This is a genomic window from Amycolatopsis sp. lyj-109, assembly GCF_046548995.1.
Classification (GTDB): Bacteria; Actinomycetota; Actinomycetes; order Mycobacteriales; family Pseudonocardiaceae; genus Amycolatopsis.
The window spans coordinates 18,488-45,358 of the sequence record NZ_JAJPWR010000014.1 but is presented as its reverse complement, the minus strand read 5'-3'; the positions used below and the strand labels follow the sequence as shown (position 1 = coordinate 45,358).

Genomic DNA, 26,871 nt, shown 5'->3' with positions numbered 1-26,871 from the left:
TCTTCGGCCGCACCGAACAAAGATCTCGCCCTGCAGTACTAGGCCGTGAAGCCGCGGCCCAAGCCGTGCTGCACGGCGTAACGCAGCGCTTCGATCCGGTTGCGCACACCGATCTTGGCGAACGCGTTGTTGATGTGCGTCTTCACCGTCGCCTCGGCGATGACCAGTTCCGCGGCGATCTCCCCGTTGCTCAGCCCGGCCGCGATCAGGCCGAGTACCTCGGCCTCGCGCACGGTCAGCCCGTCCGGCAGCCGGTCGTTCCCGCCTCCCCGCCCGGACAGCGCCGACGCCACCCGGCCGGACACGCCGGCCCCGAACGTCAGCTGCCCCGAGACCACGGCCCGCAGTGCGGCCCCGATCTCGGCGCGGCCCGCGTCCTTCGTCAGGTACCCGCGTGCCCCCGCGGCCAGCGCGCCGGCGATCGATCCGTCGTCGGCGTACGTCGTCAGGATCAGGACCGCCACCTCCGGGTGGTCGCGGGCGATCCGCTCGGTCGCTTCGACGCCGCTCAGCACCGGCATGGTGAGGTCCATCAGCACCGCGTCGATCCGGTCGAGCCGCCGGAGCAGGGCGAGCGCTTCGGCGCCGTCGGCCGCCGAGCCGGCCACCTCGACGTCGTCGAGCAGGCCCATGAGCGCGACCAGGCCTTCGCGCACGGCCTGTTGGTCGTCCACCACGACGACCCTGATCATCCGTGGCTCCCCCATGATCCCCCTCCCGATGCCGGGAGGCAGGCTACCACCGGTGCCCGCCGGAGGATCCATTGTGGAGGAACGGATGGTGGCGCGGCGGGGTGCAACCGCCGCGCCACCGCACCGTCAGGCCGGGGCGACCGCCCGCCCCGTCTGCGGTGAGATCATCCCGGCGCAGAGCCCGCGGCTCGCGAGCGTCTGTGCGATGCGCGGGATGGCGGAAAGGGTGTTGCCCGGCCATTCGTGCATCAGGATGACCTGGCCGTTCGAGAGCCGGGCGTTGGCCGCGACGATCGCGTCGACGCTCGCGTTGTTCCAGTCTCCCGAGTCGACGTCCCAGATCACCTGGCGGAGGCCGTACCGGGACGCCACCGACTGGACCGTCGCGTTCGTTTCCCCGTACGGCGGGCGGAACAGCCGGGGCGTGCCGCCGCCCGCCGCCGAAATCGCCTGCTGGGTCCGGGAAATCTCGGAATCCACCTGTGCCTGGCTCTGCTGGGTCAGGTGCGGGTGGGTGTAGCTGTGGTTGCCGACCCACATACCCGCGCTCGTCTGGGCGCGGACCTGGGCCGGGTACGCGGCCGCGTACTGGCCCTCGTTGAACATCGTGGCCCGCAACCCGTTCTGCCGCAGCGCGTTCAGGATGGCCGGGGTGTGGGCGTTCGACGGCCCGTCGTCGAACGTCAGGCCGACGTACCCGTTGCACGCTGCTGCCTGGGCCGCCGGCGTGACGGCGACGGTGCTCGCCACGGCGATGGCCGCCGTGGCCAGGAAAGTGCTCCAGCGGCGCATGGTCAGCCCACCGAGATGTTCGAGTTGCCGCTGCTCTGGTAGCCCTCGGTCGCCAGGATCATGTAGTAGTTGAAGCTGCCGAGCCGCATGCCGGCGCGGCCCCACGCGTCGAAGTGGTTGCCGGTGGTGATGCTGCCGCCGGTCCGCCGCTGCTGGCGCACGCTCCAGTACTGGTTGAACGTCTTGTTGCCTTCGACGGACGGCGCGTTGTAGCGGGTCGTCTGGTAGATGTCGTAGGTCCCGCCGTCGCTGGTCACGGTGCCCTTGTACGTCCCGGTCGGCCGCCAGCTGCCCCAGTTGTCGACGATGTAGTACTCGACGAGCGGGTTGGACGTCCAGCCGTAGAGCGCCAGGTAGCTGTTGCCGGAGGGGTTGAAGCTGCCGGAGTAGTTCACCGTCCGCCGGCTGCCGTTGCTCCAGCCCTTGCCGGCGACGAAGTTGTTGACGTTGCTCCAGTTCGTCCGGTAGTTCCCGCCGGAACCGAGCGTCATCGAGACCGAGCCGCCGCCGGCGGTCCAGAACGAGTAGTAGTAGCCGTTGTTGTTCCCGGTCTGGTTGGTCGTGACGACCGTGTCGGCCCAGGCGGTTCCGGGCAGGAATGCGGCGATCAGCGCAAGGACGGCGCCGCCGGCGAACATCCTGCTGCGGCCGCGTTTCTTGGTGAGCATGCTTCCTCCTCGTCGAGGGGCTGGCAGGCGAGCCAGGATGGCAAAAGCATGCGAGTGGACCCGCTGGTCGGGCAATAACTTTCGGAAAGTTTCGATGTTCCCGCGGCGCGAAACTTCCGTCAACCCCTAGGAATTGAGGGGATTTGCTTCTCCCGGAAGGCGCTAGCGTGGGCGCCGCACAGTTCTCGACACAACGGGGGGTCCCATGAAACGCATTCCGGCGGCAGCCGTGCTCGCCCTGGCCGTGACGGCTCTGCCCCTGGTGGCGGGCACGGCGCCGGCATCGGCGTCGGTCACCTGCGGCAACTACTGGACCCAGGGCGCGGCCGGCCCGAACGCGCGCGACTACTACTGGGGCAACTGCGGTTCCACCGCCGCGAAGATCGAGGTGTGGGGGCTGGCCTACGGCGGCGGCGTCCGCGCCAAGTGGGGCGAGAAGTGCGTGCCCGCGGGCACCGCGGTGCTGCTCGGTCAGACGACCCAGTACCTGGTGACTTCCGTCGAGGGCGTGGACAAGCACACGACCTGCTGACGCGGGCGGGGGTGAGCCGGGCCGGCTCACCCCCGCACCCGCCAGGGCCTGTATCGAAGTTGTCTCGGGCAGGTCGAGCTGCTCGCCGACGGCATCGGCGGGATGGGTTACCTGCTCAAGGAGCGCCGCGCCGCGGATCCCCCGGAAGGGCGAGCTACCGGGCTGCCGGGAAGACCGGCAGCCCGGCCCTGGACGCTTCGGGGCTCGCCATGGGGGTGAGGCTAGCCGATGTCCGGCGTGGTGTCCCGGGAGTTCCCGCCGTCCTCGAACACCCCGACCTGGTCCGGGTCTTCCGGCGCGGGCATGTGCCGGATGCTGTCACTGCCCTTGTGGTCGTGGGCGCGGTCGTACCGGGAATCCAGTGCTCGCACCAATTTGTGGGTCGCTCCGGCGTAGGCGTCGTCCGCGGTGGTCGCGTGGTGGGTGACCGCCACCGGCTGCTTGCCGCTGGGCCGCGCCTCGATCACGCACTTCTTGTCTTCCGGTTTGGCGCCGCCGTCTTCGCTGAGGTGCACTTCCACCCGGGTCAACCACGCGCCGAACCGGGACAGGCTCTGTTCCAGGTCGGTCGTCACGTAGGTGGTCAGCCGTTCGCCACCGTGGATGTTGTGGTCGGTGTTGACCTGGATCTGCACGAGCACCCTCCAAAGCGGGACAGCGTTGTCTCCGGTCAATACCACGGAGGCGGCGGCGTCAAACGGGCCTGTCGTCCATCACGGACGCAGGCTGCGCAGCATCAGGTCCGCGAAGTGCTTCCCCACCTGCTCCCCCGACAGCTCGCCGTCGGCGTGGTACCACATGCCGAGCCGGTGGATGGCGCCGAAGTGGTAGTTGATCACCAGGTCGGCCGGGACGTCGGCGCGGAAGACGCCCGCCCGCTGGCCTTCGGCGACCAGGTCGCGCACCCGCTCGTGGTAGGTCCGCCGTTCGGCGCGCACCTGGACCTGCTTGGACTTCTCCAGCAGCGGGAACGACTGGAAGAACACGGTCGCCGCGTCGAGGTCGGCGATGCTCGTGACCACGACGTCGGCGATGATCGCGTGGAGCCGCTCCGGCAGCGGCAGGTCCGACCCGGCGATGGTCACCATCCGCCGCGTCTGCATCCGCAGCATCGCCGCGTAGATCTCGAAGAGCAGGTCGTCCTTGGACTCGAAGTAGTGGTACAGCCCGCCCTTGGTGACGCCGGCCTCCTCGACGATCTCCCGGACCGTCGTCGCCTCGAAGCCCTTCTCGGCGAACAGCCGCACCGCCGCCCGCACGACCTTCTCCCTGACACTCATGTCGCCACCCTATGTGAGCGGACGGGCCGGCCCGCGGCGCCCACGAGCCGGCCCGGTCGTCACTTGCTCACCAGGTTGACCTGCTCGGGGGTGGCCCGCTCACCGGAGTACGGCGTGATCGCGCCCGTGCCACGGTCGGTGACCGCCGGTGGCTGGATCACCGCCGTCGTGGTGTCCGGGTTGATCTTGAACACGTACGCTCCCGTGTAGCCGGCGTGCGAGTCCTTCGAGAACCCGAACGGTGTCAGGCCCGGCCCCTTCAACGCGCCGGAGCTCATCGCCTCGACGATCTTCTGCCGCGTCGGGTCCGGCCCGGCCGCCTTGAGCGCCTGGCCGAACGTGTAGGCCTGCACCATGCCGAAGAGCACCGTGTTGGTGAACGGCTCCTTCGCGATGTACTTGTCGTGGATGCCCTTGAAGTAGGCGACCCACGGGTCCGACGTCTGGGCGACGTCGGGCAGGTACCCGGTGCCGATCAGCCCGGCCAGCAGCTGCCCGCTGGAGACGCTGGCGCCGCCGCGTTTGGCGAAGTCCTGCAGCAGCCCGGACAGCGTCGCCGGGTCCGCGCCGATGCTGCTGACCACGAACTGCGGCTTGTACCCGATCTTCGCCGCGGCCAGGATCGACAGCGCGGTGAACGCCGGGATGCACGCGCAGACGACGACCTCGGCGCCGGCCGCCTTGAGCGCGGACAGCTGCGGTGTGACGTCGGTGTTGGCGCTGTCGTAGCCCTGCCGGACGGCGACCTGATCCTTGACGAACTGGTCGAGCCCGGCCTGGGTGTCGCGGCCGACGTCGTCGTTCTGCGTGAAGTAGCCGACCTTCTTGCCGGGCAAGGTGTCCTTGACGTACTTGCCCTGGATCTTGCCTTCGCGGGTGTAGTCCACCTGGTACCCGAAGGTCATCGGCGCCTTCTGCGGGTTGTCCCAGGCGAGCGCGCCCGAGGACACCAGCAGGTCCGGCACGCCTTCGGCGTTCAGGTAGTCGACGACCTTCGAGTGCGTCGGCGTCCCCAGGCCGCCGACGATCGCGAACACCTTGTCCTGCAGGACGAGCTTCTTGACGACCTCGACGGTCTTCGTCGGGTTGTAGCCGTCGTCCTCGACCTTGTACTCGATCTTGCGGCCGTTGATCCCGCCGCCGTCGTTGATCGCCTGGTAGACCGCGCGGGCGCCGGCGGAGATCTTGCTGTACCCGGGCGCGGCCGGGCCGGTGAGCGGCTGGTGGGTGCCGATGACGACAGTGTCTTTGGTGACGCCGACCGCCGAATCGGTGGCGGCCTGCTGCCCGCCGCCGTCGCTCTCCCCCGCGCCGCCGCACGCGGTCAGCGCCAAGGCGAGGGCGAGGAAACCCGCGCCGTACCTAGTGGTTCTCATGGTTCTCCTTTTTCTCGGCGGGCTTGCGGAGAAGTGCGCGGAGCCGCTGGAAACCGCCCTGGATGCCGCGCGGGAAGACGAGCACGACGACGATGAGGATCACGCCGTACACCGCGAGCGGGAGGTTGTTGGCCACGTCGGTGTTCAGGTGCAGGACGTCGGCGAGGTCCTCGGACCAGGCCTGGAAGTACACGAGCGCGACCGCGCCCCACAGCGCGCCCCACAGGGACCCGAGCCCGCCCAGCACCACCGCGGCCAGCAGGCTCAGCGACAGCGCGGGCGTGAACGAGCCGGGCGCGGCGGTACCCAGCAGGAACGCCTGCAGGCCACCGGCGAGCCCGCCGCACACCGCGCTGACCAGGAACGCGAGGATTTTCGTGCGCCCGACGGCGATCCCGCTCAGCGCGGCGGCGACCTCGTCGTCGCGGACCGCGCGGAAGTCCCGGCCGAGCCGGCCCCGGACGATGTTCACCACCAGTACCAGCGCGAGCAGCACGCTCAGCCAGACGATCCAGGTCTGCCAGCGCAGTTCGGGGACGACCCCGACCACCGCGGCCGGTCTGCTGTGGACGGTGAAGCTGAGCCCGTTGCTGCCGCCCAGGAAGTCGGGGAACTTCCGGGTCAGCGCGGGCAGGCCGACGGCCAGGGCGAGGGTCGCTCCGGCGAGGTACGGGCCGCGCAGCCGGGCCGCTGCCGCGCCCGCGAGGAGCCCGGCGAGCCCGCCGGCGGCGGAAGCCAGCAGCAGGTCGGCCCACAGCGGGAACGACGGCACGTGCTTCACCAGCAGCGCCACCGTGTAGGCGCCGATGAACATGAACGCGCCGTGCCCCAGCGAAACCTGGCCGGTGAGGCCGGTCAGCAGGGTCAGCCCGGCCACCGCGATCAGGTAGTAGCCGATGGTCGCGATGCGCAGGTTGGTGAACTCGTCGGTGACCAGGGTCAGCAGCACGACCACCGCGAACGCCCCCAGCGCGGCGAGCGCGTGGACGAGCAACGGCGGCAGCGTGCGACGCCTCCGGGTCGTCGCCACGCGCGTTTCCGGCGGTTCCGTGCGCACGCTCATACCCGCCTCACCTTGGCCCGGCCGAACAGCCCGCTGGGCCGCAGCGTCAGCACCACCACGAGGATGGCCAGCGCGGCGATCGTCACCATCTCCGGTCCCCAGTATCCGGACACATAGGACAGTCCGACGCCGAGGACGAACCCGCCGGCGATGGTGCCCAGCGGGTTGTCGAGACCGCCGAGCACCGCCGCGGTGAGCGCGTAGACGAAGACGCCGTCCAGCACGTTGGGGAAGAGGAACGGCGGGGTGGCGAGCAGCCCGGCCAGCGAGCCGACGGCCGCGGCCAGTCCCCAGCCGGCGGTGAGCATCAGCCCGACCCGCACGCCGAGCGTCCGCGCCACTTCGGGGGCGAACGCGGCCGCGCGCATCCGCAGGCCGAACGGCGTGTACTTGAACACCACCAGCACCAGCGCGGCGATGGCGACGACGACGAGCACGACGAACAGGTCGTTGGCGGAGAACCGGCCGCGGAAGTCGAAGGCGTACGGGAACGCCAGCGGCTCGTTGGACCAGATCATGCCCGCGACCGCCTGCAGCACCAGCAGGAGGCCGAGCGTGACGATGATCGAGCTGAGCTCCGAGCGGTGCCGCAGCGGCCGGATGAGCAGCCGTTCGGTGGCGACGCCCAGCACGGTCCCGGCGGCGATCGCGACGGCGAACCCGAGCCAGTAGCTGCCCGTCGCCTTCGTCACCGAGTACGCGAGGTAGGTGGAAATCAGGGCGAGGGCGGGTTGCGCGAAGTTCACCACCCGGGTGGCCCGGTAGATGATGACCAGGGCGAGCCCGAGCGCCGCGTACACCGCGCCGGCCGAGATCCCGCCGAGGGTCAGGTCGAAGAAGTCCTGCATACCGGACCGTTCACCTCCTGGTGAGTGGTTCAGAAGCCGAGGTAGGCGTGGCGGAGGCCGTCGTCGGCCAGCAGTTCCGCCGCGGTGTCGACGGCCACGACGCGGCCGAGCGCGAGGACGTACCCGCGGTCGGCGATGGACAGCGCGGAGTGCGCGTTCTGCTCGACGAGCACGACGGTGAGCCCGGTGGTGGCCCGCAGATCGCGCAGGATGCCCATGATCCGGGCGGTGATGAGCGGCGCGAGGCCCAGCGACGGTTCGTCGAGCAGCAGGAGCCCGGGCCGGCTCATCAGGGCACGGCCGATGGCGAGCATCTGCCGTTCACCGCCGGAGAGCGTCGAGGCGGGTTTCGCCGAACGTTCTTCCAGGGCCGGGAAAAGCTCGTACACCTCCCGGCGCGCGGCCGCCCGATCGATGCGGTCCCGCCGCCACAGCGCGCCCAGCCGGAGGTTCTCGTCGACGGTCAGCTCGGTGATCACGCCGCCGCCTTCGGGCACGTGCGCGACGCCGCCGCGGGCGATCCGGTCCGGCGCCAGCCCGGTGAGTTCCTTGCCGTCCCAGGTGATCCGGCCGCCACGGGCGGGCTGCAGGCCGCTGATGGTGCGCAGCAAGGTGGTCTTCCCGGCCCCGTTCGCGCCGAGCACGGCGGTGATCCCGCCGCGTTCGACGGTGATCCCGACGCCGTCGAGTGCCCGGACCGCGCCGTAGGCCACGGACAGCTCTTCGATCTCAAGCATCGGACGCCTCCTCGGCGGGGTCGCCGAGGTAGGCCTCGGCCACGCGGGGGTCGGCCTGGATCTGCGCCGGGGTGCCCGCCGCGATCACCTCGCCGAAGTTCAGCACCACCACCCGGTCGCAGACCTCCATGACCAGGTCCATGTGGTGTTCCACGAGCACGACCGCCGTCCGCCGCCGCAGCGAGCGGATCAACGTCGACAGCTCGCCGAGCTCGGCCGACGACAGCCCGCTCGCGGGTTCGTCGAGCAGCAGCAGATCGGGTTCGGCCACCAGGGCCCTGGCGAGCGCGACGCGTTTTCGCACGCCATAAGGCAGCACGCCGGGCAACCGGCCGGCGAGGTCGGCGATCCCGAGTTCGCCGAGGGTTTCGCGGGCGCGGGCGGCCAGATCGGCTTCGTCGCACGCCGAACGGCTTGCGCCGGCGAGGGCCGGGACCAGGCCGGTCCGGGCGTGGCGGCCCGCGCCGGTCAGCACGTTCTCGAGGACGGTCAGGCCGGGGAACAGGCCGAGACCCTGCAGCGTCCGGACGATCCCCAGCCGGGCGAGGTGTTCGGGGCGGTGCCGGACGAGCGGCCGTCCCTGCCACCGCACGCGGCCTTCCTGGGGCCGGACGAACCCGCAGACGACGTTGAACAGCGTCGTCTTGCCCGCGCCGTTGGGCCCGATCACTCCGACGACGGTGCCGGCGGCGACGCTCAGGTGGACATCGCGCAGGGCGGTGAGACCACCGAAGCGCACGGTGAGACCGTCGACCACGAGCAGGTCTTCGGGAAGCGTCATCGATGACTCTCCTATCCCACCATGTGGACCTCGTCGTACCGCGCGGTCGGTATGAAGAGGGTGGGCTGCGGCGGCGGCGAAGTCAAGACCGTGCGGAACGGGACTTTCCACCCACCAGGCGAGCCGAAGGTCACCCGCCACGCGCGCCGAAGGGGACTTCCCCCGCATCGGATGCGAGGAAAGTCCCCTTCAGCTCACCGGACCCGGGCTCAGCCGGTACCGGTCTGCGGAGCGATCATCGAGGAGGCGTCGAGCTTCGTCTGGACCACACCCAGCTGCTGCAGCAGGTCCGGCACCCGCTGGATGCGGCGGGCGTCCAGGGAGGACCCGAAGGCCGGCATCACCATCAGGCTGGCGATGTCCTGGTCCACCTTGGCGTTGCGGACGACGAGCGGCTCGATCCGCGCGCGGTCGACCGCGGCGCGGGTGGCGTTGAGCATCGCGCGCTGGAACGCCCGCACCGTCTTCGGGTGGTCCTGGACCCACTTGGCGGTGGCGCCGTAGCCGGTGAGCGGGAAGTTCTGGGTGCTGCCGCTGGCGGCGTCGATGACCGGGAACGCGCCCGCGGTCCGGGCAGCCTGGGTGAGGAACGGTTCCGGCTGGTAGGCGGCGTCGACCCGGCCCTGCGCCAGCGCGCCGCTCATCTCCGGCAGCGGCATCGGCACCCACTGCACCTTGCCGGCGTCGACGCCGTGGTCGCGCATCACCGACCGGGTCAGCACGTCCGAAGCGGCGTTCTTCGAGCTGATCGCGATCCGCTTGCCCTGGAGGTCGCTCACCGTCTTCACCGACGAGTTCGGCACGGTGACGACCTCGTTGCTGCGCGGGCTCGCCGACGTCCCGTCCGTCACCAGCTTGACGTCCGCGGCGCCGCTGCTCTTGGCCAGGAAGAACAGGGTGTAGGTGGACAGCGCGAGGTCGTCCTGGCCGCTCGTCATCCGGCTCAGCGTCTCCTGCCCGCTGGCGCCGACGTCGGTCTGCACCTCGAGACCTTCGGCCTTGAAGTACCCGCCTTCCTGGGCCAGCCACAGCGGCGCGAGGTCGACGGTGGTGAGGATCGCCACCCGGATCGACGGCTTTTCGACGGCACCGGCGGCGGAAGAGCTCTTGGACTGGCTGCACCCGGTCAGCAGGACGGCGACGACCAGGGCGAGCACGGAGAGCCGGCGGGTCGAGGCGCGATGAAGCATGCCACTCCTCGGAAAAATTATGGGGACCACGGAATACGGCTCGTTCGGCCGTGATCAGCGGGACTGTAGATGACGATTTCCCGGGCCGCAAATGTGTTGCCGAGAAATACGGCACGCCACGTTCACGCGAAAGAGTGACAGAGGCGGAACGGGTTACCTACTGACAGGGCGACCGGAGCCGCCGGAAAGAAACCGTCGCCCAACTGCCGGGTTTCGTGATCTTGCCACCCCAGGTAGTGACCTCGGGTTGCGCTGATCGTCGTAACGCCACCGAGTGGCGGCGCGACTGCCTGGCGTGACCTCCACCCCCGGCGAACCGGATGCCGCCGAAGAACTGATAAGGCGGATCGAGCAGTCCACACCTCCCGGCTACCGACACGTCGAATCAACCGTCGTCCACCAAGACGAAAACGTCTTCAAAACCGCGACCATCTATTACGTGCCGCAAGAAGGCGACGACGGACAACTGATTCTCATGGTCAATTCGTGGACCCCGAGACCGGATTTCTCCGGATTCGACCTCCGGCCCGGCGCGAGCCGATGGACGTGCGAGGACGCGGCCATCGGCGAACTCCACCGTTTCCTGTCGGACCGTTTCGAGACCCCGGAGCCGACGGAGGAGCCGGACGCCCCGCTCGCGGCGGTCATCCGGAAGGTCCAGACGGGTGAAACCGATGCGGGCCAATTGGCCCAGCTCGCGGAAGCGCTGGCCGGCGCCCCGAACGCGGCCGGAATCCTGGCCGCGCACGGCGCCGGGCAGGTGCTGCTCGACGGCATCCAGGCCGCGAAGCAGCGGGACGTCATCGCGGCGCTTTCCGAAGTCGTCCGGGATCCGGACGCCAAGGAGAACGAATTCCAGCAGATCCTGCAGGAAAGCTGGTGGATGTTCGGCGGCAGGTTCGTCGAGAAGGCGAAACGCCGGCAGCTGACGGTCATGACGCAGCTGGACGTCCCCCTGATCCGGGCCGACGGCGCGCTGCACGTCGTCGAGCTAAAACGGGCCTGCGTCCCGAACCTCGTCATCCCGCACCGGGACTTCTTCGTCGTCGGCCCCGAAGTGAACAAGGCGGTCGGCCAGAGCCTCAACTACCTGCGCGAATTCGACGAAGAACGCAACACCATCCAGCAGAAACTGGGCATCGAATGCCGGCGCGCCTTCGCGACGGTGGTCATCGGCCACCCGCAGCACGTGCCGGACGCCCAGGCGCGCGAGCACGTCCCCGAGACACTCCGGACCTACAACGCGCACCTCAGCCGCGTCGAGGTGATCACCTACGCCGACCTCATCCAAGGCGCGGAGAAGGCCTTGGAACTCGCGCCGTCCCCGGCCGGCTGACCGCGGGCCCGAACGTCTTGAACGACTCGTTCAGGACGTCCGACGTCCTGAACGAGTCGTTCAGGACACCGGCGGCAGCCCCTGCACCTGCATGGCGGAGATGAGGTGGGCCGACCGCAGCACGGCGTCGCGCAGGAGGGCCGCGCTGTCCTGCGCCCGGGCCGGCGTGAGCACGAACCCGGCGCTCGTGTGCTCCCCCCAGCCCGTCATCACGTGCGGCTCGCCGAACCCGCGGATCGGGGACGGCAGCGGCGGCGCCACCGGCAGGTGCGCGTCGCTGGCCAGCAGGCTGACGTCGGCGCGGCCCGCCTGCTCCGGCACCGCCTGCGCGGCCCGGGCCGGCGGCGCCTGGTGCGCCACGACGAGTGCCCGCGGGACCCCCAGTCCCGCGGCCACCCGGCGCTGGGCCAGCCGGTAGGCGACCAAGGCGCCGAGCCCCGCACCGAACAGCACGTGCGGGCTCTCGAGCGGCCCCGCCAGTTCCCCGGCCAGTGCCTCGACCAGCAGCCACATGTCCCGGTAGGGATGCTCGTCCCGGCGATCGCCCCGGCCGGGCAGCTCCACGACCTGCACGGCGATCCGCGGATCGCGCCAGGCGCGGTAGCGGCCGGCGGCTTCCCCGGCGTCCGGGAAGCAGACGAACAACAGGCGCTGCACGTCGTCTCGGTCCACCCGTGGCCTCCCTAACTGCCTGCCCGGGGATAGGGTCGACCAGAGCACTTCCGTTTCGCTTCGGTCCGTCTTCCGGGGGGCAATTCGTGCGCTACCGCCTGCTCGGACCGGTCACGGTCGTCGGCGACACGGGCCCGGTCCGCCCCGGCGGCCAGAAGCAGACGTCCGTGCTGGCCGCGCTGCTGCTGAACCCCAATCGCGTGGTCACCGAGGACCGCCTCATCGACCTGACCTGGGGCGAGAACGCGCCGCCGAGCGTCCGCGGGCGGCTCCAGGTGCACATCTCCGAACTGCGGAAGCTGCTCGGCCGCGACGTCATCGTGCGGCGGACGCCCGGCTACCTCATCGAGGTCGCTCCGGGCGATCGCGACCTCGACGTGTTCGACGAGGAGGTCGCCAAAGCCAGGGCGACCTCCGGCGCGGACGCCGTCGCGCACCTGCGGGCCGCGCTGGCGCTGTGGGAGGGCACCCCGCTCGGCGGGGTGAGCGAAGCACTGGCGGAGTACGAGGTCCCCGCACTGGCCGAACGCCGGCTCGTCGTGCTGGAGGAGCTGTACGAACAGGAACTCGTCGCGGGACGGCACGGCGAGGTGGCCGGCGAACTGCGCCGGCTCGTCGACGACCACCCGTTCCGCGAGCGCCTGCGTGCCGCGCTGATGCTCGCGCTGCACCGCTGCGGCCGCACCCCGGAAGCCCTGGAGACGTACACGCGGGCGCACGAACTGCTGGTCGACGAACTGGGCATCGAGCCGGGCCAGGCCCTGCAGGACCTGCGGATGCGGATCTTGCGCGGCGAGGGCGAGCCGGCCCCGCCTGCCGCCGCCCCGGCCGCGCCGGTCCCTCTTCGGCCCGCCGAGCTGCCGCTGGACGTCCGCGGGTTCGCCGGCCGGGCGCCGGAGCTGGCCGCGCTCGACGAACCCGGGGACGTCTGGGTGATCACCGGCACCGCCGGCGTCGGCAAGACCGCGCTGGCCGTGCACTGGGCCCACACCGCCCGGACGCGCTACCCCGACGGCCAGCTGTACGTGAACCTGCGCGGCTTCGACGCCGACGACGAGCCCCTCACCCCCGCCGCCGCGCTCGCCCAGCTGCTGCGGACCCTCGGCGTCGACCTCCGGGACGTGCCGCCCGGCCTCGACGACCAGAGCAAGCTCTACCGGTCGCTGCTGGCCGACCGGCAGGCGCTGGTGGTGCTGGACAACGCCCGCGACACCGCCCAGGTGCTGCCGCTGCTGCCGTCGTCGGGACGGGTGCTGGTGACCAGCCGCCACCGGCTCGACGAGCTGGTCGCCCGCGTCGGCGCGCGGTCGCTGGGGCTGGTGCAGCTGCGCGAGGCCGACTCGCGGGCGCTGCTGACCGCCCTGCTCGGCGACCGGACGGCGGCGGAGCCGGAAGCCGCGGCCGAGCTGGCCCGCCTGTGCGGCCACCACCCGCTGGCCCTGCGGATCGCCGCGGCGAACACCGGCGTCGCCAGCATCGGCGAGCTGGTCGACGAGCTGCGCGGCGATCCGCTGGCCTACCTCGGCTTCGACGGCGAAAGCGCGGTCGCCAAGGCGTTTTCGGTGTCCTACCAGGCACTGCAGCCCGGGCTGAGGCAGGCGTTCCGGCTGCTCGCGCTGGTGCCGGGGACCGACTTCACGGCGATCGCCGCGGCGGCCCTGCTGGACGTCGGAGTCGAGGAAGCGACCCGGCGGCTGCGCGGGCTGAGCGCGGCGAACCTGCTCGAGGCGCACGCGCCCCGCCGCTACCGCTTCCACGACCTCGCCCGCCGCTACGCCGAGCAGTGCGTCCGCGCCGAGGAGGACGAGCCCGCGCGCGACCGGGCGTGGGAGCGGCTGTTCACCGGCTACTGCGCGGCCGCGGACGCCGCCGTCGCGCTGCTCGGCGCGCGGATCGTGGCGCTCCCCCGCGAGGACGCGCCGTCGGCGCCGAGCCCGGTGGTCTTCGCCGGCGCCGCGGAAGCCGTGGCCTGGCTGGACGTCGAGGTGCCGAACCTGTCGGCGGCGCTGCGGCAGGCGGCGGCGCGCGGGCCGTACCCGGGCGCCTGGTACCTCGCCGACGCGTTGCGGCGGTTCTTCCACGACCACGGCCGGCGCGCGGAGTGGCTCGAGCTGGCCCCGATCGTGCTGCACGCGGCGCAGGAGCACGGCGCGCAGCCCGCCGAAGCGCTGGTCCAGCTGTCCATCGGCGGGGCGTACTTCCGCGAGGGCCAGCACGAGGCCGGCATCCGGCACACGGAAAAGGCGGTGCTGGCCAGCCGGGCGTGCGGCTGGCGGCAGTGCGAAGCCACGGCGGTGGCGAACCTCGGGTCGATGCTGGAGTGGACGGGGCGGTTGTCCGAGGCCGTCGAGCACAGCCGGCGCGCGATCCAGCTGTTCCGCGAGCTGGCCAACCGGTCGGGAGAGGCACTGGCGCTGAACTCGCTGAGCTGCCACTACCGGCAGCTGGGCCGGCTGGAGCAGGCGGAAGACTGCCTGGTGGAGGCGATCGCGCTGGCCCGCAAGGAGGACTTGGCGTTCTGGGAGGCGGCCAACCTCGCCGACCTCGGCTCGATCCTCCTGGCCACCGGACGGCTGGCGGAGTCCGGGGAGGTCCTGGACCAGGCGCTGGGGGCGTTCCGCGACCTGGGCTCCAGCTTCGGCGAGGCCACGACGCTGAACGTGGTGAGCGCGTTGCAGATAGCCCGCGGCGACCACGCGGCGGCAGCGGCGACGGCGGAGGCGGCCCTGGAGTGCGTCCGCCGCGACGGCGACCGGCAGGTGGAAGCGGCGGCCCTGATCGCACTGGGCCGGGCGGAGGAGAGCCGCGGCGACCTGGGGGCGGCGGAGCGCGTCTTGCGCGAGGCGCGGTCCCTGACGGCGGAGTCGGGGTTGCGGGGCCAGCTGGCGGAGGCGGCGGCGACGCTGGCCCGGGTGCTGGCGGCCGACGGGCGTCCGGGTGAGGCGGGCGAACACGCGCGGACGGCGCTGGACGCGGCCCGCGCGGGCGGGTTCCGCGTGGTGGAGGCGGAGGCGCTGCTGGGGCTGGCGGCGGTCCAGGAGGCGGCGGGGCGGTCGACGCTGGCCGGCGGGACGGCGCGGGAGTCCCAGGCGCTGTACCGCGCGGTGGGGCACGTGACGGGGGAAGCCCTGGCGGGGGAATTCCTGGCGCGGCTCGGGGACCGGGCCACCGGCTGAGCCGCACCCGGGCAGCTGCCCCGGCGCCGGAGCCGGACGCACCGTGCCGCAGCGTCTTGAATGACTCATTCAAGACCTCCGACGCCCGGAATGAGTCATTCAAGACGTCCCCCAAGCCCCACAGCCGAACCTGTGGCCGCAGCCGGGCCCGCGCGCCACCTCAGCCGGCGGGAAAGCGGCTTTGCCGGTGCTTCGCCCCGGCGCCCCGGGCCCCCGCGGGAGCCGCGCCGGGTGTTACCTCGGCGGCCGTGGCGCGACATACTGAAGCCATGCCCCGTCCGAAACACGTCGCCGCGAGCGATCTGCGTCTGCCGGACGCGCTGCAGCCGGGGCGGCCGAAGGGCGACCAGCTGCGCGAAATCCTCGAAAGCGCCGCCTCGGAGGCCGGGCCGGGCCGGCTGATGCCGTCCGAACGGTTCCTCGCCGAGCACTTCCAGGTGGCCCGCGGCACCGTGCGGCAGGAGATCAACCGCCTGGTCGCGGACGGCGTCCTGTACCGCCAGCACGGCACCGCGACCTTCACCGCCGAACGGCAGGCCGCGCACATCGACATGCTGACCTCGTTCACCGAGGACATGCAGGCCCGCGGCGTCGTGCCGAAGACGAAGGTGTTGCACGCCGAGGTCGAAAGCGCGGGCCCCCGCATCGCGGGCCGGCTGAACGTGCCGCCCGGTGCCCGGGTGTTCCGGCTGGAGCGCCTCCGCTACGTCGAGGACGAACCGTTCGCGGTCGAGCGCACCAACCTGTCCGTCGACCGGTTCCCGGACATCGAGCTGTTCGACTGGGAAACCCAGTCCCTGCACCGCACGATCGAGGACCGCTGGGGTGTCCGCCCGGAGTGGAACGACACGGCGATCTCCGCCGTCCTGCCCAACAGCCACGACGCGGCCCTGCTCGGCATCGAAGCCACGCAGCCGTGCCTGATCATCGAGGGCACGCTGCACGACCAGAGCGGCGGCGTCATCGAAGCGGGCCGGTCGCTGTACCGGGCGGACCGCTACACGGTCTTCACGCAGGCGCGGCGCAGCCCGGCGACCTGAGCAACCCCGGTTCCCAAGTTCGTGAAGGCCACCTTGAGGAACTTGAAGTTCCTCAAGGTGGCCTTCACGAACTGTCGCCCGCGGCGCAGCGGCTGATCTGGTGCGCCCGCAACACCTTCAGGCAGTGTTCCACCAGCTTGTCCCCGGCCTCCGGCCTGAACAGCGTCACGTACGACTCGTAGATCCCCTCGCGGTGGCCGTCCGCGTCCGGCAGGTAGCCCAGGTAGCCGTCCGTGTAGCCGATCACCCGGGTGTGGCGGAACGGGCTGCCCCGGCGAATGCGCAGGCCCAGCGACGCGAACAGCTCGAACGGGGTGTGCAGCCAGGCGATCTCCCCCAGCGACACCACGCTCACCGGCACCTCCGCACAGCCGGTCGGCCGGGCGCCCGCCGCCATCGTCGCCAGCATGGCGCAGCCTTCGTAGCGGGTCTGGGCGATGCGGACCACGGGGTGGTCCTCGCCGTGGTGGGCCAGTTCGCGCTGCCACTGCGCCTCCGCCGCCTGCCGGAGCTGGAGGCTGTCCTCCAGCGACGGGATGTCGCGGTAGGGCAGGTGCAGCGTCGACCGGGTCAGCCGGACCGGGCCGGCCGTCGCGGGCGGGGACGTCACCGCCGCCAACGTGCGCGCGATCGACGCCGCCAGGTGGCCGCCGAGCGTGCGGACCTCGGCGTGGTCGCGGCCGCGGCGGACGAAGCGGGAGCTGGCGTCGCCCGCCGCGCCCTGCAGGAACGCCGCGACCGGCTGGCCGACCAGGGTCGCCAGCTCGCGGCGGGTCGCGCCCGGCCAGTCCGCCGACCAGGCGAGGTTGTCGGGGCCGAGCACCGTCGGGTGGCTGGCGTAGTCGAACAGCAGCGCGGCCGGCGTGCCGTCGTCGCGGCGCAGTTCGAGCACGCCGAACGACGTGTCGTGCGGCCCGTCGGGCCGGTAGCGGTTGCCGCCGACGGCTTCCGTCGAACCCGCGTGCCAGCGGGCCCGGACGCGGCCGCGGCAAGCGCGCAGCCGCAGCGCGGCACCGGTGACCTTCTCCGCCATGCCGCCGACCAGCCCGGCGTCGCGCCGGCCCGGCAGGCCCGGGTGCAGCGGGCCGGTCCAGCCTTCGGGCCCGGAATGCGTGTGCGACGCGCAGACGAGCACCCGGTCCGGGTCGATGCCCACCGCCGCGGCGACCGCGTCGGCCAGGGTGCGGGTCAGCCCGGCGTCGACGGCGAGCGCGTCCAGCGCCACCCACACCACGCCGGGGTCTTCCTCGGTGGACAGCCAGATCAGCGACGCCTCGAGGTCGTCGTGCGTGCCGGTCGCGACGCCGTCCCGGGCGAGGTAGCCGCCGAGCGGGTGCCCGGGCCCCGGCGTGATCCGGACGTCTTGCGCGGCGAGCAGGAGCGCGGCCGTCACCAGGTCGATTCCAGGACGTCGACGACGCCGTCGCGGCCGGCGGCGCGGGCCACCCCGGCGAGCTCGGTGACGTCGTCGGTCGTGTGCAGCAGGACTTCCAGCAGCATCGGCAGGTTGAGCCCCGAGACCAGCTGGAGGCGCGAGTGCCCGGCCGCGAGCGTGCGGACGGCGTTGAACGGCGAGCCGCCGTGCAGGTCGGCGAGCACCAGCACGCCGGCGGCGTTGCCGGCCAGCGCGAGCACGCGGGCGCCGAACTCCTCCGGGCTGTCGCGCGGGCTCAGCTCGCAGACCCTCAGCCGCGATTGCGGGCCGAGGATCATTTCGGCGGCTTCGCCGACACCGGAGGGCAGCCGGCCGTGACCGGCCAGGATGATCGGGACGGACATAGCGGACCCCTAACTCTGTCATTGGTTAGCAACCCGGCCACAGTCACGGCCGGATGGCTTTCGCAGCAAAGGTTCCTATCGCTCGAAGGGCGGCCTACTTTTGGCCGGATTGCTAACTCTTCGCCGGGGCCGATGGCGCGAACCAGCCGAGCCACCCCAGGACGACCCCGGCCACGACGACGATGCCGATGACCCAGACCGGCCGCAGCCGCGCCTTGACCGTCAGCAGGTACACCCCGGCGGTGACCAGCACCGGGAGCAGGAACGGGAGCAGCTCGTCGAGCCGGTCCTGGATCGCCACCGACTGCGTCACCGGCTGCCCCTGGACCGTGGTGGTCTGCCGGTAGGCCAGCGTGGTGACGACCTTGACGATCGACGGGATGAACCCGCCGAGGACGACGAACCCGAGCACGGTCGCCCCCTGGGCGACGCGCGCGAGCGCACCGGCGGCGAGGTGCCCGGCCAGCCGCCTGCCCTCGCGGTAGGCGAACCCGAACTGCCAGCGCCGCACCAGCGCGTACGGCACGAGCACCATGACGGCGGCGAAGGCGGGGCCGAGCCAGTTGCCCTGCAGCGCCCACGACGCACCCATGGTGAAGACGATGCTGTTGTACAGCGCGAAGACGACGGTGTCGCCGATGCCGGCCATCGGCCCCATCAGCGCGACCTTGGTGCTCGCCGCCGACTTCGGCGTCCCCGCCTCTTCCAGGGCGACGCTGGAGCCGAGGATCAGCGGGCCGCCGACGAGCACCGAGGTGTTGAAGAACTGCAGGTGCCGCTGCAGGCCGGCGACGTAGTCGGCCTTCTCCGGGTACAGCCGGCGCAGCACGGGCTCCATCGAGTACGCGAAGCCGAGCGCCTGCATCCGCTCGTAGTTCCAGGAGATCTGGCTCGACCAGAAGTACCGGCGGTACACCCGCCGCAGGTCCTGTTTCGTCAGCCGCGGGTCGGCCGCGGGCTGCTCGTCCGCGGCCTCGGGCACCACGAGCACGGGTTCGTCGCGCTTCAGCGTCACGAACAGCATCGCGACCGCGACGCCGATCAACGCGATCCCCAGCACCGGCAGGTGCAGGTAGGCGAACCCGACGAACCCGATGAGCAGCAGGTACCAGTACCGCGACAGCTCCATCATGCCGAGCAGCAGCGCGAAGCCGACCGCCGGCAACAGCGACCCGGCCAGCGTCATGCCCTGCACGAACCCGGCCGGGATGCTCGCGGTGATGTCCTTGACCAGCCCGCCGGACGCGGCGAGCGCGGCGAGGAACGTCGGGACCGCGCGCACGGCCACCCACGGGACCAGGCTCACCCAGTGGATCATCGCCAGCCCGCGCGCGTTGCCGTCGGCGGCGTAGCCGTCGGCGCGGTGCACCAGGGCGGTGGTGACCATCTTGCCGACCGGGTCGAGCGCCGACAGCAGGATCGCCGCGGGCAATCCGACGCCGATGCCGATCGCGGCCTGCGCGGCCGGGGCGCCGGCGGCGCCCGCGGCCAGCGCGGTGCCGACGATCGCGCCGGTCTGGTAGTCCGGGATGGTGGCGCCGCCGTAGGTGTAGACGCCCAGTGCCGCCAGCTCCAGCGTGGCGCCGATCAGCAGGCCGAGCAGCGGGTGGCCGGTGATCAGGCCGGCCACCGAGCCGGCGATCAGCGGGCGCTGGGCGTAGATGAGGAACGGGCCGAGCCCGTCGTAGGTGCAGTAGATCGCCCAGAGGGTCAGGGCCAGCGCGACGAGCATGCGGTTCTACAGCCTTTTCCGGTCGAGCAGCGGGACGAATTCGGCGGGCTTGTCCTGCGGCAGCAGCTGCGTGACCAGCGGGATGCCGGCGGCGGCGAGCTTGCGGTAGGCGTCGGCCTCGTCCGCGGTGACCGCGACCGAGCGGGTGACCATGGTGTAGGAATCACCCATCCGGGGGGCGACGTTGCCGACGTTGACGACTTCGGGCCGCAGCCCGCCCTCGACGAGGCGGAAGGCGTCCTCGGGGTGCTTGGCGATGATCATGACGTCCGCGCCGGGCTCGGCGGCCACGGTGGCCTCGACCGACAGCACGTCCGTGGGCAGTCCCCGCGCGGCCTGCGGGAGCAGCATCCGCTGGAGTTCGTCGGCGGCGACGTCGTCGTTGCAGACGACCAGCCGGCGCACGCCGAGGCGGCGGGTCCACGCGACGGTGACCTGACCGTGGATCAGCCGGTTGTCGATCCGGACGTGTGCCCCCGCCATGTTTCTCCTCCCGGACGGCAGGAGACATACTGGTTCGTACCAGTATCTGTGTCAACACCGCCGGTGACCGGCCTTCGCGCGGCCGACGGAAGGACCCCTCAGACCTTCCGTCGGCCCACGAGCGCGAAGTCCCCCTGGATTTTTCTCCCGGACCCTCCCATAAAGGTATATACCAGTATGGGCGGTTGTGATCGACTGTCAAGACCCTGCACCGCGGAGAATCCGAGAAAAATCTCGACCGGTCAGCCGACCGAAATCGACGGAAACATTCCGGGAGAATCCGCGCATCCTGACCCGGTCACCGTCGTTAACCGCATCGTCCGTCCAGGGGAGGAAAGCATGCCGGCCGTCAGATCGAACATCGTCCCGCTCCGGCACGCACGGCCCGGAGTGGTGGCGTACGTGAAGAGCCCGGCCGAGTGGTTCGTCGCGAACAGCGGCTGGATCCAGGGCACCGAAGGCGTCGCGCTGATCGACACCTGCGGCACCGAGCAGGCGACCCTGGAACTGCTGCGCGACGTCCGCAAGTACGCCGGCGACCAGGAACTCACGGTCGTCATCACGCACGCGCACGGCGAACACCACAACGGCCTGGGCGTCGCTCTGCGTGACGGCGGGACGGCCCTGGCCGCCCCCGGCAGCCTCGACCTGGTCAAGGCCGGGCCGCAGACCTACGGCAACGTCTTCACCTACACCCGGTGGGGCGTGCTCGAGCCGCCGGAGCCCGGCGCCGTCCGGCCGGTGACCGGCTGGCACGAGCTGGACCTGGGCGGCGCGACCGTCGACGTGGTGGCGGTGCCGGGCGTCGCGCACACGGCGGGCGACCTGGTGGTGCACGAACCGCGCTCGGGCACGCTGTTCACCGGCGACCTGGTGTTCATCGGCGACACCCCGATGGCGGTGCACGGCTCGATCCCCGGCTGGCTCGACGCGCTCGCCTGGCTCCAGGACACGTTCCGCCCGCGCACCCTGGTGCCCGGGCACGGCCCGGTGGCGAACCCCGGCCACACGGCCTTCCACGGAATGCGCGACTACCTGGAGTGGCTACTGGAGGTGACGACGCGCCAGTCGAACTTCACGAAGCTGGCGAAGCAGGCCGCCCTGCGGTGGCCGTCGTGGCGCAACCCGGAGCGGCACGTCGGGAACCTCATGCGCGCGTACGCCGACCAGCACGGCCGCAAGCTCGACGTCGACCTGGCGATCGACGCGGTGCTGGCCGCGGCGGGCGGCCGGATCGACCTGGACCTGCTGCTGGGCAGCGAGCCGGTGCGGCAGATCTCCTAGCCGCCGGCCCCGAGCGCCCCAATGTGGCCTTCGGTGCGTCAGACGCACCGAAGGCCGCCTTGGGTGCGTCAGACGCAACCAAGGCCGCCTTGGGGCGCTTGGGTCAGGGGGTCGCGCCGCCGAGGCTTTCGAGCAGCGTCCGCAGCGTCGCGGCGAGTGCGTCGCGCTCGCCGGCGTCCAACGCGGCCAGGATGCGGTGCTCGGTCTCGACGTGCTCGGGCAGCGCCCGGTCGATCAGCTCGCCACCGGCTTCGGTCAGCCGCACCCGCACCCCGCGGCCGTCCGCCTCGTCCGGCGTGCGCTCGACCAGCCCGCGCGCCTCCATCTTGTCGAGACGCTGGGTGATCGCCCCCGACGTCACCATCGCCGAACGCATCAGCTCCGTCGGCGTCAGCCGGTAGGGCGGGCCACTGCGGCGCAGGGTCGCGAGGACGTCGAACGTCGCACGGTCCAGGCCGTGGCGGGCGAACGTGCGGCGCAGCTCCGCGTCGACCAGCGCGCTCAGCCGGGCCAGCCGGCCGATCACCGCCATCGGGGAAACGTCGAGGTCGGGGCGCTCGGCGTGCCACTGCGCCAGTACCCGGTCCACGTGGTCGGCCATCACCACAGCGTAGCCGATGCCTTAGCGGTAAGCGAACAGGTAGCCAACTACCTTAGCGCTGAGGTAATCTGCCTTAGTGCTAAATAAACAGGTCCTCCTCACCGCGCTGGCCCCGGCCATCTGGGGCACCACCTACCTCGTCACCACCGAGTTCCTCCCGCCCGACCGCCCGCTGCTCGCCGCCGTCATCCGGGCGCTGCCCGCCGGCCTGCTGCTGGTCGCGCTCACCCGCCGGCTGCCGAAGGGCGACTGGTGGTGGCGGTCGCTCGTGCTCGGCACGCTGAACATCGGCGCCTTCCTCGCCCTGCTGTTCGTCGCCGCCTACCGGCTGCCCGGCGGGGTCGCCGCCACCCTCGGCGCCCTGCAGCCGCTGCTGGTCGCCGGCCTGTCCACCGGACTGCTCGGCGAACGCCTGACCCGGCGCACCGTGCTCGCGGGCGTCGCCGGGGTCGCCGGCGTCAGCCTGCTGGTCCTGCAGTCGAGCGCGCGGCTCGACGCGATCGGCGTGGCCGCCGCGGCCGGCGGCGCCGTCGTGATGGCCTTCGGCGTCGTGTTGAGCAAGCGCTGGACGTCCCCCGCGCCCCTGCTGGCGACGACCGGCTGGCAGCTCGTCGCGGGTGGTCTGGTGCTCGTGCCGGTCGCACTGGCCGTCGAAGGCGCTCCGCCCGCGTCGCTGTCCGGGGCGAACCTCATGGGTTACGCCTACCTCGCGCTGATCGGCGCCGCGTTCGCGTACGCCCTGTGGTTCCGCGGGATCCGCGCGCTGCCGGCGACCCACGTGACGTTCCTCGGGCTGCTGAGCCCGGTCGTCGCCACCCTGCTCGGCTGGCTCGTCCTCGGCCAGCGGCTGACGGCGTGGCAGCTGCTGGGCGCCGCGATCGTGCTGGCCGCCGTCGTGGCCGCGCAACGGCCGGCGTTGGTCCGGACGGGGGCTGATAATTATCAGCCTTTGACAACCGCTCGCCGGGCCACCGACGCTGAAATGGTCTGAACAACTTGCGATCATCGGCCTCGACGAGGAGGCGCCCGTGCGCACGAAGACGTCCGTCCGAAAACGGCTGGTGGTGCTGGCCGCGGCACTCGCGGTGGCCACCGCGACCGCCCCCGCCGCCGAGGCGGTACCGGCCACGATCCCCTTGAAGATCACCAACAATTCCGGCCGCGGCGACCCGGTCTACCTCTACGACCTCGGCACGAACCTGGCCACCGGCCAGCAGGGCTGGGCCGACGCGAACGGCGGGTTCCACGCCTGGCCCGGCGGCGCGGTGCCGCCGATCCCGGCGCCCGACGCGTCGATCCCCGGCCCCGCGAACGGCCAGTCGATCACCATCCGGATCCCGAAGTTCTCCGGCCGGATCTACTTCTCCTACGGGCAGAAGCTGGTCTTCAAGCTCGCCACCGGCGGCCTGGTGCAGCCGGCGGTCCAGAACCCGTCGGACCCGAACGTCAACATCCTCTTCAACTGGTCCGAGTACACGCTCAACGACGGCGGCCTCTGGATCAACAGCACCCAGGTGGACATGTTCTCCGCACCGTACGCGGTCGGCGTGCAGCCCGCCGGCGGCACCACGCGGAACACCGGGCACCTGAAACCGGGCGGCTACAACGGTTTCTACACCGCACTGCGCGGCCAGCCGGGCGGCTGGGCCAACCTGATCCGGACGCGCTCCGACGGCACGGTCCTGCGCGCGCTGGCGCCCAGCCACGGCATCGAGGCCGGCGCGCTGCCCGCGACCGTGCTGCAGGACTACATCAACCGCGTCTGGACGAAGTACAGCTCGTCCACGCTGACCGTGACACCGGTGGCCGACCAGGCGAACGTCAAGTACTACGGCCGGGTTTCCGGCAACGTCATGAACTTCACGAACACCTCCGGCGGGTTCGTGACGGCGTTCCAGAAGCCGGACTCCGACAGCGTCTTCGGCTGCTACAAGAACCTCGACGCGCCGAACGACGTCCGCGGCCAGATCTCGCGCACGCTCTGCGCGGGCTTCAACCGCTCGACGCTGCTGACCAACGCCAACCAGCCGGACACCAGCTCGGCGGGCTTCTACCAGGACGCCGTCACCAACCACTACGCGCGCAAGATCCACGCGCAGATGGCCGACGGCAAGGCGTACGCCTTCGCGTTCGACGACGTCGGCCACTACGAATCCCTGGTCAACGACGGCAACCCGGCGACGGCCTACCTGACGCTGGACCCGTTCAGCTAGAGCCGCACGACGACCGGCGCCACCGGCGTGTCCCCGAGCAGTTCGCCCGGGGGTGCGCCGGTGTGCACCGGCACCGGCTGCGCCCGGCCTCGCACCTCCACCACCGGCGGGCCGCAGCCCACCAGCTCCACCACCAGCACAACGAGTACGACAGACCGCATGACCGGCTCACCCCGAACCATCTCCACCACTCCCACCGGGCACACGGGCGCCGAAACGGGGGCGGTTCACGTATTTCCCGGCCCTTCACCGGATCGGCTCAGCGGGCGGGAAAGACGCGAAGGAGTCCCCCGATGGCGTACCGGTCCGAAGGGCTGCTGTTGGCTAGGCTGAGTGGGTCAAGCGGAGGTGAAGTGGACACCACGACCCTGCTCGAAGCGGCCGCGCGCGGCGACCAGGCGGCGTGGGACGCCCTGGTCGACCGGTACGCCAGCCTGCTCTGGTCGATCGCCCGCGCCCACCGGCTCTCCGACGCCGACGCGGCCGACGTCGTCCAGACGACGTGGCTGAAGCTCGTCGAAAACCTCGGCCGGATCAAGGAGCCGGAGCGGCTGCCCGGCTGGCTGGCCACCACCACCCGGCACGAGTGCCTGCGCCAGCTCCGCCGCACCGACCGGGAGCGCCCGGCCGACGACCAGGTCTGGCAGAACGAACCCGCACCGGGTCCGGCCGTGGACGCGGCCCTGCTGCTCGGCGAACGCGACGCCGCGCTCTGGCGCGCGCTGGAGTCGTTGCCGGACCAGTGCCGGCGGCTGCTGCGGGTGCTCATGGCGACGCCGCCGCCGTCGTACGCGGACGTCGCGGCCGCCCTCGACATGCGGATCGGCAGCATCGGCCCGACCCGGCAGCGCTGCCTGGGCCGGCTGCGCGAGCGGGCCGGCCGGGCCGGCCTCGGAACGGAGGACCGGTCATGACCGCCGACGACGAACTCATGGACGTCCTGCGTGCCGCCGCCGCGGCGGCGGACCCGGTGCCGGAGCTCGTGCTGCGCCAGGCCCGCGCGGCGCTGACCACCCGGGACCTCGACGCGGAGCTGGCGGACCTGGCCTTCGACTCGGATCTGGCGGAAGCCGGCGCGGTCCGCGCGGACGGCGACGACGTCCGGCTGCTGTCGTTCGAATCGCCGCGAGTGTCGGTGGAGTTGCAGGTCGAGTACGCGGGCGGCCGGGTTTCCCTGCGCGGCCTGATCACCGGTGCGACCGGAGACGCGGTGATCGAGGTGGCGGGCGAGCGGCAGACCAGGCCGATCGGCGCGGAGGGCTGGTTCACCGCGACCGGGCTCCCGCGAGGGGCGACCCGGGTGACGGTGACCGCCGCGGACGGCACGACGGTCACCACCGGCTGGGCCAGCCTCTAACCCACGCCCTGCTCGAAGACTCCCCGCAGGTACGGGACTCCCGCGTCGCCGTTGACATCGTGGACGATCACCGGGAGCGGCTGCCCGGTGACCGGATCCGGCCGCTGGAGCACGAACTCGGCGGCCGCCCGGGCGTCGGCGCCCTGAGCCATCACCGCCGCGATCTGCCCGCTGACGATCGCGGCCGAGAACGACGTGCCGCTCCAGACCGCCCAGCCGTTGTACGGCGGCACCTCGCCCGGCGGCTGGAGCGGGTAGCCGGGCCACAGGTAGGGGCCGAACACGTCGACCCCGTCGGCGTACGCCGAAATCCACGGGCCGTAGTTGCTGAAGTCGGCGACGACCGGCTTCGACTGATCCTGGGTGACGTCGGCCGAGCCCACCGCGATCACCCAGGCGTGGTTCGGATCGACCGTGCCCGGCTCGGTGGCGTCGAACCGGATGGCGGCCGGGTAGACCCGGCGCCGGGAAGCCAGGTTCCCGGCGGAGGCGACGACCACCGTTTCCCGCGGCAGCCGGCGCAGGGCCGCCTCGATCGCCTTCGGCGGCTCGTCCTCCCAGGTCGCGCCGGAGAACGACAGGTTGATCAGGGTGATGCCCTCTTCGCGCAGTTCGTCGATGGCCGCGGCGACCGCCAGGTCCTCGGCCTCGCCGCTGTCCCGGTCGACCACGCCCTTCATCCGGACGCGGACCTCGAGCGGGGCGTCCACCTGCTTCAGCAGCACCCCGGCGACGAACGTCCCGTGCGCCGCCGTGCCGGCCGGGTTGCCGTCTTCGGCGCGCGTCACCCGGACCGTGTCCTCCTGCTCGAACAGCACCCGCTCGGCGATGTAGGGGTGCGGACGGCCCTGGTGCAGCACGACGCCGGTGTCGATCACCCCGACCGTGACCGGGATGTCGCCTGACAGTGGTACCGGGTCCAGCTCCTGGAGCGTCGGCCTCGGGCGCAAGTCGCCCCAGATGATGCGGTCGAGCCCGAACAGGTGGTTCGGCGCCGCGCGGTGCGGACCGGGCAGGGCGGCGAGCACCTCCGGGACCGGGCGGGTGCCCGTGAAGCGCCGCAGCGCCCCGGCGGCCCCGGCCGGGTGGTAGCCGAACCCTGCCAGTTCGGCGTGGATCGCGGCAGAATCGTCGGCATGGACCAGCAGCTCGCCGGCCCGATGGCGATATCGGGTCATGTGTCCCCCTCCGGGACCGGTCATGAGTGAACGGGTCGGTAACCCGATCCGCGAACCCTTC

General features: G+C 71.7%; 28 protein-coding genes. 9 read left to right on the top strand and 19 right to left on the bottom strand.

All coding sequences use genetic code 11. The features are described 5' to 3' along the window. Positions 1-38: 38 nt before the first annotated feature. The 3 genes from ACLJQF_RS28905 to ACLJQF_RS28895 form a co-directional block, all read right to left on the bottom strand. Entirely contained in the window at positions 39-692 is a 654-nt protein-coding gene (locus ACLJQF_RS28905) for a response regulator (protein ID WP_410613375.1), read from the bottom strand. 126 nt (positions 693-818) lie between these two features. Next, the gene (locus tag ACLJQF_RS28900) at positions 819-1,484 is read right to left on the bottom strand and encodes a polysaccharide deacetylase family protein (RefSeq protein WP_410613373.1); all 666 of its coding nucleotides are present in this window, start codon (positions 1,482-1,484) and stop codon (positions 819-821) included. Between the two features lie 2 nt (positions 1,485-1,486). Next, positions 1,487-2,152, bottom strand: a complete 666-nt coding sequence (locus ACLJQF_RS28895) for a glycoside hydrolase family 11 protein (protein WP_410613371.1) — start codon at positions 2,150-2,152, stop codon at positions 1,487-1,489. Between the two features lie 205 nt (positions 2,153-2,357). Between ACLJQF_RS28895 and ACLJQF_RS28890 the strand changes: the two genes are divergently transcribed. Beyond that, a complete protein-coding gene (locus ACLJQF_RS28890; protein ID WP_410613369.1) occupies positions 2,358-2,684 on the top strand; it encodes a hypothetical protein in 327 nt (108 codons plus the stop codon). A 221-nt stretch (positions 2,685-2,905) separates the two neighbouring features. Here ACLJQF_RS28890 and ACLJQF_RS28885 read toward each other — a convergent pair whose 3' ends face one another. The 8 genes from ACLJQF_RS28885 to ACLJQF_RS28850 all read right to left on the bottom strand — a co-directional run bounded on the left by ACLJQF_RS28885 (position 2,906) and on the right by ACLJQF_RS28850 (position 9,959). Continuing rightward, entirely contained in the window at positions 2,906-3,319 is a 414-nt protein-coding gene (locus tag ACLJQF_RS28885; RefSeq protein ID WP_410613367.1) for an HPF/RaiA family ribosome-associated protein, read from the bottom strand. 78 nt (positions 3,320-3,397) lie between these two features. Continuing rightward, positions 3,398-3,964 (bottom strand): TetR/AcrR family transcriptional regulator, encoded by a 567-nt coding sequence (locus ACLJQF_RS28880; RefSeq protein WP_410613365.1) that lies wholly within the window; start codon positions 3,962-3,964, stop codon positions 3,398-3,400. A 59-nt stretch (positions 3,965-4,023) separates the two neighbouring features. After that, positions 4,024-5,340, bottom strand: a complete 1,317-nt coding sequence (locus tag ACLJQF_RS28875) for an ABC transporter substrate-binding protein (protein ID WP_410613363.1) — start codon at positions 5,338-5,340, stop codon at positions 4,024-4,026. After that, positions 5,327-6,403 (bottom strand): branched-chain amino acid ABC transporter permease, encoded by a 1,077-nt coding sequence (locus ACLJQF_RS28870; RefSeq protein WP_410613361.1) that lies wholly within the window; start codon positions 6,401-6,403, stop codon positions 5,327-5,329. The genes ACLJQF_RS28875 and ACLJQF_RS28870 overlap by 14 nt, the downstream gene beginning before the upstream one ends. Continuing rightward, positions 6,400-7,251 carry a branched-chain amino acid ABC transporter permease gene (locus ACLJQF_RS28865; protein WP_410613359.1) on the bottom strand — a complete coding sequence of 284 codons (852 nt, stop codon included), beginning with the start codon at positions 7,249-7,251 and terminating at the stop codon, positions 6,400-6,402. The genes ACLJQF_RS28870 and ACLJQF_RS28865 overlap by 4 nt, the downstream gene beginning before the upstream one ends. A 29-nt stretch (positions 7,252-7,280) precedes the next feature. Further along, entirely contained in the window at positions 7,281-7,988 is a 708-nt protein-coding gene (locus tag ACLJQF_RS28860) for an ABC transporter ATP-binding protein (RefSeq protein WP_410613357.1), read from the bottom strand. Then, a complete protein-coding gene (locus ACLJQF_RS28855; protein WP_410613355.1) occupies positions 7,981-8,769 on the bottom strand; it encodes an ABC transporter ATP-binding protein in 789 nt (262 codons plus the stop codon). Before ACLJQF_RS28855 ends, ACLJQF_RS28860 begins: the two co-directional genes overlap by 8 nt. A gap of 209 nt (positions 8,770-8,978) precedes the next feature. After that, complete coding sequence (locus ACLJQF_RS28850; protein ID WP_410613353.1) at positions 8,979-9,959, bottom strand: ABC transporter substrate-binding protein; 981 nt, start codon at positions 9,957-9,959, stop codon at positions 8,979-8,981. Between the two features lie 295 nt (positions 9,960-10,254). Between ACLJQF_RS28850 and ACLJQF_RS28845 the strand changes: the two genes are divergently transcribed. Then, entirely contained in the window at positions 10,255-11,295 is a 1,041-nt protein-coding gene (locus tag ACLJQF_RS28845) for a Shedu anti-phage system protein SduA domain-containing protein (protein ID WP_410613351.1), read from the top strand. A 60-nt stretch (positions 11,296-11,355) separates the two neighbouring features. On the opposite strand, the gene ACLJQF_RS28840 is transcribed toward ACLJQF_RS28845, so the two are convergent. Beyond that, complete coding sequence (locus ACLJQF_RS28840) at positions 11,356-11,967, bottom strand: thioesterase II family protein (RefSeq protein WP_410613349.1); 612 nt, start codon at positions 11,965-11,967, stop codon at positions 11,356-11,358. A gap of 86 nt (positions 11,968-12,053) precedes the next feature. Here ACLJQF_RS28840 and ACLJQF_RS28835 point away from each other — a divergent pair, with 86 nt between their 5' ends. Both ACLJQF_RS28835 and ACLJQF_RS28830 read left to right on the top strand, forming a co-directional pair. Further along, complete coding sequence (locus ACLJQF_RS28835) at positions 12,054-15,143, top strand: BTAD domain-containing putative transcriptional regulator (RefSeq protein ID WP_410613347.1); 3,090 nt, start codon at positions 12,054-12,056, stop codon at positions 15,141-15,143. Positions 15,144-15,412: 269 nt separating this feature from the next. Further along, positions 15,413-16,183: a GntR family transcriptional regulator gene (locus ACLJQF_RS28830; protein WP_410613345.1), complete on the top strand. Its 771-nt coding sequence runs from the start codon at positions 15,413-15,415 to the stop codon at positions 16,181-16,183. Between the two features lie 64 nt (positions 16,184-16,247). Here ACLJQF_RS28830 and ACLJQF_RS28825 read toward each other — a convergent pair whose 3' ends face one another. The 4 genes from ACLJQF_RS28825 to ACLJQF_RS28810 form a co-directional block, all read right to left on the bottom strand. Then, on the bottom strand, positions 16,248-17,576 hold the full coding sequence (locus tag ACLJQF_RS28825) for a hypothetical protein (protein WP_410613343.1): 1,329 nt from the start codon (positions 17,574-17,576) through the stop codon (positions 16,248-16,250). Continuing rightward, positions 17,573-17,962, bottom strand: coding sequence for a PTS sugar transporter subunit IIA (locus ACLJQF_RS28820; protein ID WP_410613341.1), 390 nt, complete (start codon positions 17,960-17,962; stop codon positions 17,573-17,575). Before ACLJQF_RS28820 ends, ACLJQF_RS28825 begins: the two co-directional genes overlap by 4 nt. 112 nt (positions 17,963-18,074) lie before the next feature. Beyond that, complete coding sequence (locus tag ACLJQF_RS28815; RefSeq protein ID WP_410613339.1) at positions 18,075-19,694, bottom strand: PTS system mannose/fructose/sorbose family transporter subunit IID; 1,620 nt, start codon at positions 19,692-19,694, stop codon at positions 18,075-18,077. A 6-nt stretch (positions 19,695-19,700) separates the two neighbouring features. Next, the gene (locus ACLJQF_RS28810) at positions 19,701-20,177 is read right to left on the bottom strand and encodes a PTS sugar transporter subunit IIB (protein ID WP_410613337.1); all 477 of its coding nucleotides are present in this window, start codon (positions 20,175-20,177) and stop codon (positions 19,701-19,703) included. Between the two features lie 339 nt (positions 20,178-20,516). Here ACLJQF_RS28810 and ACLJQF_RS28805 point away from each other — a divergent pair, with 339 nt between their 5' ends. Beyond that, positions 20,517-21,461 (top strand): MBL fold metallo-hydrolase, encoded by a 945-nt coding sequence (locus ACLJQF_RS28805; RefSeq protein ID WP_410613335.1) that lies wholly within the window; start codon positions 20,517-20,519, stop codon positions 21,459-21,461. Between the two features lie 103 nt (positions 21,462-21,564). Here ACLJQF_RS28805 and ACLJQF_RS28800 read toward each other — a convergent pair whose 3' ends face one another. After that, positions 21,565-22,062, bottom strand: a complete 498-nt coding sequence (locus tag ACLJQF_RS28800; protein WP_410613333.1) for a MarR family winged helix-turn-helix transcriptional regulator — start codon at positions 22,060-22,062, stop codon at positions 21,565-21,567. A gap of 76 nt (positions 22,063-22,138) precedes the next feature. Between ACLJQF_RS28800 and ACLJQF_RS28795 the strand changes: the two genes are divergently transcribed. Both ACLJQF_RS28795 and ACLJQF_RS28790 read left to right on the top strand, forming a co-directional pair. Then, positions 22,139-23,053 carry an EamA family transporter gene (locus ACLJQF_RS28795; RefSeq protein ID WP_410613331.1) on the top strand — a complete coding sequence of 305 codons (915 nt, stop codon included), beginning with the start codon at positions 22,139-22,141 and terminating at the stop codon, positions 23,051-23,053. A 37-nt stretch (positions 23,054-23,090) separates the two neighbouring features. Next, a complete protein-coding gene (locus tag ACLJQF_RS28790; RefSeq protein ID WP_410613329.1) occupies positions 23,091-24,275 on the top strand; it encodes a glycoside hydrolase family 64 protein in 1,185 nt (394 codons plus the stop codon). Here the strand turns inward: ACLJQF_RS28790 and ACLJQF_RS28785 are convergent. Further along, positions 24,272-24,436, bottom strand: a complete 165-nt coding sequence (locus ACLJQF_RS28785) for a hypothetical protein (RefSeq protein WP_410613327.1) — start codon at positions 24,434-24,436, stop codon at positions 24,272-24,274. The genes ACLJQF_RS28790 and ACLJQF_RS28785 overlap by 4 nt on opposite strands. 192 nt (positions 24,437-24,628) lie before the next feature. Here ACLJQF_RS28785 and ACLJQF_RS28780 point away from each other — a divergent pair, with 192 nt between their 5' ends. Continuing rightward, on the top strand, positions 24,629-25,189 hold the full coding sequence (locus ACLJQF_RS28780; RefSeq protein ID WP_410613325.1) for an RNA polymerase sigma factor: 561 nt from the start codon (positions 24,629-24,631) through the stop codon (positions 25,187-25,189). Continuing rightward, on the top strand, positions 25,186-25,632 hold the full coding sequence (locus ACLJQF_RS28775; protein WP_410613323.1) for a hypothetical protein: 447 nt from the start codon (positions 25,186-25,188) through the stop codon (positions 25,630-25,632). The genes ACLJQF_RS28780 and ACLJQF_RS28775 overlap by 4 nt, the downstream gene beginning before the upstream one ends. Here the strand turns inward: ACLJQF_RS28775 and ACLJQF_RS28770 are convergent. Next, positions 25,629-26,810: a S8 family peptidase gene (locus tag ACLJQF_RS28770; RefSeq protein ID WP_410613321.1), complete on the bottom strand. Its 1,182-nt coding sequence runs from the start codon at positions 26,808-26,810 to the stop codon at positions 25,629-25,631. The genes ACLJQF_RS28775 and ACLJQF_RS28770 overlap by 4 nt on opposite strands. Between the last annotated feature and the right edge of the window lie 61 nt (positions 26,811-26,871).